This window comes from Kribbella sp., from assembly GCF_035687465.1.
In the GTDB taxonomy this organism is placed as follows: Bacteria; Actinomycetota; Actinomycetes; order Propionibacteriales; family Kribbellaceae; genus Kribbella.
The window spans coordinates 1-5,231 of sequence record NZ_DASRXP010000228.1; the positions used below are offsets into that span (position 1 = coordinate 1).

5 protein-coding genes are annotated in these 5,231 nt (G+C 65.7%); 1 reads left to right on the forward strand and 4 read right to left on the reverse strand.

Features of this window, described 5'->3' with window-relative positions; all coding sequences use genetic code 11:
* Positions 1 to 28: 28 nt before the first annotated feature.
* Together VFG33_RS11490 and VFG33_RS11495 are read right to left on the reverse strand one after the other, a co-directional pair.
* Entirely contained in the window at positions 29 to 865 is an 837-nt protein-coding gene (locus tag VFG33_RS11490; protein WP_325025357.1) for an SDR family NAD(P)-dependent oxidoreductase, read from the reverse strand.
* Positions 862 to 1,476: a hypothetical protein gene (locus VFG33_RS11495; RefSeq protein ID WP_325025359.1), complete on the reverse strand. Its 615-nt coding sequence runs from the start codon at positions 1,474 to 1,476 to the stop codon at positions 862 to 864. The genes VFG33_RS11490 and VFG33_RS11495 overlap by 4 nt, the downstream gene beginning before the upstream one ends.
* 246 nt (positions 1,477 to 1,722) lie before the next feature.
* Between VFG33_RS11495 and VFG33_RS11500 the strand changes: the two genes are divergently transcribed.
* On the forward strand, positions 1,723 to 2,940 hold the full coding sequence (locus tag VFG33_RS11500) for an IS110 family RNA-guided transposase (RefSeq protein WP_325025361.1): 1,218 nt from the start codon (positions 1,723 to 1,725) through the stop codon (positions 2,938 to 2,940).
* A gap of 33 nt (positions 2,941 to 2,973) precedes the next feature.
* On the opposite strand, the gene VFG33_RS11505 is transcribed toward VFG33_RS11500, so the two are convergent.
* On the reverse strand, positions 2,974 to 4,332 hold the full coding sequence (locus tag VFG33_RS11505) for a hypothetical protein (RefSeq protein WP_325025363.1): 1,359 nt from the start codon (positions 4,330 to 4,332) through the stop codon (positions 2,974 to 2,976).
* A partial coding sequence (locus VFG33_RS11510; RefSeq protein ID WP_325025365.1) for a sulfotransferase occupies positions 4,322 to 5,231 on the reverse strand: 910 nt, incomplete at its 5' end. The genes VFG33_RS11505 and VFG33_RS11510, both read right to left, overlap by 11 nt.

A 5,231-nucleotide genomic window follows, 5' to 3' on the forward strand; every position in this document is an offset into this window, starting at 1 on the left:
GACGCAGGTCGATTTTCGTTCCCGTGGCTCACAACGTGAGCAGCGTCCTGCCGTCCAGCGTACGAATGGGACGACCGAGGTGCTCGAGCAGAGTCAGCGACTTGTGCACCCCGCCGTTGAGGCCGTCACGGTGGCTCGTGCAGAGCGCCAAGGCGGCTTCGGCCATAGCCTCGACGGGCTCGAGGATGCCGTCGCCTTCGATGGCGTCCTCGGTGAGCGTCGCCTTCACGCCCTCGGTCAGGACAGCCTTGACCGGGGCAAGGGCATTGGCAACGATGGAGTCGGCGTAGAACTCGGACGCGAGCCCCTCGCTCAGCCGGTTCAGGGCGGCCTTCGACGAACCGTATGCCGTCCCCTGTAGGTGATAGATCGGGTCCGGCGGGGGTGTCGTCGGTATGTCACCCGACAGCGAGGTGATGTTCAGGATCCAACCGCCGCCGCGTTCCCTCATCGCCGGGATCACGCGTTGACACAAGTCGAAGGGGGCGAAGTAATTGATCGTCGTGATGAGCCGCAGTCGCTTCTCCGAGATGTCGGTGAACGGAACGAAGATCGAAGGGGCGGCGTTGTTGACCAGTACGTCGACCGGCCCGAGATCGGCCACCACGCGCCCGACGAGGTCGGCCCGGGACTCGGGCGAGGTGAGGTCGACCTGATAGGGCAACGCGCGTCCCCCGGCCGCCTCGATGTCGGCCACCGTCTCCCGAAGAGTCCCGGGGACGATTCCCTGCGCGGGCTGGTCCAAGCTCCGGGCAGCCACGGCGACGACGGCACCCTCGCAGGCGAACCTCTGCGCGATGGCGGCCCCGATCCCCCGGCTAGCACCGGTAACCAGGGCGACTCGGCCCTCGAGCGGCCCGCTCACTGGGCGAGCGGGTTCTGGGTCACGTACTGCCCCTCCTCGACCTGAGGTGGCCACAGGGTCGAGCGCAGATCGGCGTACCGGCAGTGGCCCGGCATGTCCATGCCGGGAATGGCGATCCGGTCCAGGAAGGCCCTCGGCGCCTTCCCCGACTTGGCGATCTCGACGAAGGTGTGTGCGGTTGACCCGAGGTCGAACCAGTCGCGCTGCCAAGCGAAGCGGACCTTGCCGTCCGTTTCGTCCCGGGCCACGCCGAACCAGCTGCCGCCGATGCCACGAATCTCGAACTCGTTCCCCTCGTCATCGAGAAGGCCCGAGCGTTGCTTCCAGAACCCGACGATCATGGCGTTCACCTCATCGAAAAGGGTGGCCATGTAGTCGTAGTGCCAGCCGTCGAGGCCCTCCATTTCCGTGCCCAGTGCCCAGCGGCGGATCTCGTCGCGGCCCATGGCCATGAAGTGCTCGTCGGGGGTGAACATCCACCCGTAGGTGGCGTCCTCGAGGTAGCACTCCGCCAGGCTCCCCCAGTCGCCGGACCGTTCCGCTTCGCGGTTCACCTCGAGCCATTCGGCCCAGAACTCCTTGATCTCGGCGCGGGTGAAGGTGTCACTCATGTTGTTCCTTAAGTTCGTAGGTGCAGTTACTTCGTGTTGCTACGTTGTGCTGTGACCCTGGTGGGTCGGGTGAGGCTGCATCGTTGTTGCCGGCCCGTGTGGCGCGGCTTGAAAGGACTGGCCGCCCGGCCCGCTTGGACTTCTTTGGCCGCTGATTGAGATCTGCGATGTGATCGCTTGTTTAAGGAAACGCCGGCGGAGTTGTCCGTAGGGGATCCTGCTGGCAGACAAGCGAAAAGAGGATCGATGGCAGCCAACCAGTATCAGTTGTGGGCCGGCGTGGATGTCGGCAAGGAGCATCACTGGGTGTGCGTGGTCGACACCGCCGGAGCGGTGGTGTTGTCGCGCAAGCTCGCCAATGACGAGCAGCCCATCCGTGCGCTGATCGCTGAGGTCGACGCCTTGGGGCAGCGGCAGGTGTCCTGGACGGTGGACTTGACCATGGCCTACGCCACCCTGCTGTTGACGGTGCTCGCCGACGCAGGCAAGTCGGTGCGATACCTCACCGGCCGGGCGGTGTGGCAGGCCTCGACGACCTATCGCGGCGGGGAGGCTAAGACCGATGCCAAGGACGCCCGGGTGATCGCCGATCAATCGCGGATGCGTGGTGAGGATCTGCCGGTCCTGCATCCCGACGACGATCTCGTCACCGAACTGCGGATGCTGACCGCCCACCGCGCCGATCTGGTGGCCGATCGCACCCGCACCATCAACCGGCTGCGTCAGCAACTGATCGCGGTCTGCCCGGCGTTGGAACGGGTCGCCGAGGTCACGTCCGACCGTGGCTGGGCGGTGCTGTTGTCGCGTTATCAGCGCCCGAAAGCCATTCGAAACAGCGGTGTTTCGCGACTGACGAAGATTCTTTCCGACGCCGGAGTGCGTAACGCAGCGACCATCGCTGGAGCTGCCGTCGAAGCCGCCAAGACCCAGACGGTCAGACTGCCCGGCGAAGAAGTCGCCGCCGGACTGGTCGCCGACTTGGCGCAGGGGGTGATCGCCCTCGACGAACGCATCAAGACCACTGACGCCGACATCGAGGGCCGATTTCGACGCCATCCGCTCGCCGAGGTGATCACCAGCATGCCCGGTATCGGGTTTCGTCTCGGCGCGGAATTCCTGGCCGTTGTCGGCGATCCCGCCCTGCTCGGTTCGGCCGATCAACTCGCCGCCTGGGCCGGCCTGGCGCCGGTCTCCCGCGATTCGGGCAAACGGACCGGGAACCTGCGCACCCCGAAGCGCTACAGCCGACGCTTGCGTCGAGTCATGTACATGTCCGCGTTGACCGCGGTCCGCTGCGACGCCCAGTCCCGGATCTACCACCAGCGCAAACGCGATGAAGGGAAGCGGCCGATTCAAGCCACCCTCTGCCTGGCAAGACGCCGTACCAACGTCCTCTACGCCCTCATCCGCGACAACCGAACCTGGCAACCCGACTCACCGCCGCTCACCAAATCGGCGGCTTGACTTCGTCATTGAGAGTCCTTTCATGGGGTGGCATCAGTACTGCCGGTAACGGCGTTGGACGTGCTCCTGGCGGACGCGCACCTGGTCCCGCCTCTCCTCCGGCAACACGCGAGGCGTGGACGCAGGAAGGTGGTCGCCGAGCTCAATGAACGGGACCTTGCGCACCGCCACTGTTGGAAGCCGGTCCGTTGGCTGAGGGTAGGTCCAGCGCATGGCCATGAATCCCTCGCGAAGACCGGTGGTGTCAAGCCAATTGGGCACGCCCGGGTCGTGGTGGGCGACGACGTACCGGTAGTGGCCGTCGTCGTCGCGCACGGCCTGGGTGCCGTTCAGGCTGCTGACGTGATTGGCGAAGTCGTGCGACTCACCCCACACGTTGGAGAGGTGGAACCCCATGTACGCCGGTAGCGCGAACACCTCGGCGTCGATGAGCAGGGCCTCGTCCTCGGCCAGGTCGTAGACGCCGCCGGCGTAGACGTTCGTGCTCTGTCCGCCGCCGGTCGCGAGCGATGCACCGGCTGGGCTGTTGAAGTCGTTGCGCGGCATGAAGCTAACGCCGTCGCCGTTGCGGTCCCCGTGCGCCTCAAGGACCACGTCGTAGAACTTGTTCCAGAAGCGCGTCTGGTTGTCCACGATCTCGCCGACGCGGCGCAGCGCCGCCGCCGCCGCCGGTGGGTCCAGCGCGGGTGGGTGCTCACCGACTTTGTCCAGCCGGTGGATCAGCAGTTCGGGCGACTCCTCTCGCTCCCAGTCGTGAAACAGGACCCGCACGGTCACGTACTCAGCGGGAAACTCCGTACCGGTGCGGCGTGAAGTCCGCTGTGTGGCGATGAAATTGCCCGTGTGCTCCTCGGTCCGCTCTGGGGCCAGGAGGATCTCGAACCGACCGTCGGCGTCCACGACCAGCTCAGAGGAGTCGAGCTTGCCGGTGTTGCCGCGCACTCCCGGCTGCAGTTCCGCCAGGTCACCGCTGTCGCCGGCGTAGCCCGTGTGAGCCTCGATGATGACGTATTGGGGCGCAATGGGACCCGCCGGTGCCGGAGGCTGGCCGCGCCAGTGTCGCGAATCCTGCACGTGGCCACTGATTCGGTGGGAGAACCGGCCGTCGATTGGCGTCGAGAGGTACATGGCGTCGGCGTTGTCGATGGTGGCCTTGTCGAGCACCTGGATGCTGCGGCGGAAGTACGGGAATGCGGGGTCGCCGAAGAAGGCCCGCTCGACGGCCGAGTGTACGAAGCCCATGAGGTAGCGGTAGCCCTCTGCGAGGTCGCGTGGCCCCGCCTCCGGCGGCGCGTGCAGTTCGGGGGACTCGAGTGCTTGCCGTGCCCGACCCAGCCGGTCGATCATGTCGTCCCAGGCGGCGCGTAGTTCGTTGGCGTGGTCAGCTGGCACGGTCCCACCCGAAACGGTCGAACAGCGGCGCCAAATGGGTGCGAATCTCGTCGGCTCGGAGCCCGAACTCCTCGAGGCTGTAGGCGTGCCCGGATCGGTACTCGCGGCCCTTCTCCTCGGCCAGCGCCTTCTCCTGCTCGGACACCATGCCGATCTCGATCTCGTCGTACACGCGGAGCATCGTCGCGGCCGGGTTCGTCACGAGGTCGCTGTAGTTCACGATCGGGCTCGGGACCTCCGGGTGGGCGTCCAATACATCGAGTGGGTGTTGGTAGTAGTGGTAGGACGAATCCACGAAGGACCGGAACGACTTTCGCATGTCTTGCTCGGACCGCTTTCGCGCCGACCAAGCGAACTGCATCAGCTTGAGGAAGCTCGGAATCGTCTCGTAGGGGTTGCGCACCGGCACGACGAAGCGGGCGTCGGGGAAGGTCTCGATGAGGCTTTCAACCCGGCCGCAATGGATCGGGGCCTTTGAGAGGTGCATCAGCCCCGGACCGTTGAGAACCAACTGCCGGCGCACGCACTCCTTGTAGAACTGCATGACGCGGCGCCGCTTGGTAGCGGGCCACCGGTCGTCGACGTAGTAGAAGTCGAGGTCCTGGACATGCGGGTACTGCACGACCCAGTAGCCCGACGCACACGAAAGCGTCAGCAGGAACTCGTCCTCCTCCGGCGCGAAAAGCCCTGATTCGTGCACACTTTGGCTCTTGCTGAACAACCGCTCGTCGAGCACGTCGATGCGCCTGCGCAGCCGGCCGCCCAGCCGCTTGTCCCACCGCAGCACGGCCCGCAGCACCTTCTTCTCCATGAGCGAGGGGAAGAACATCTCCCACAACAGCACGTAGGAGAATCGGGGATCATTGCCCATCATGCGGTGCAGGTACGTCGTACCACTG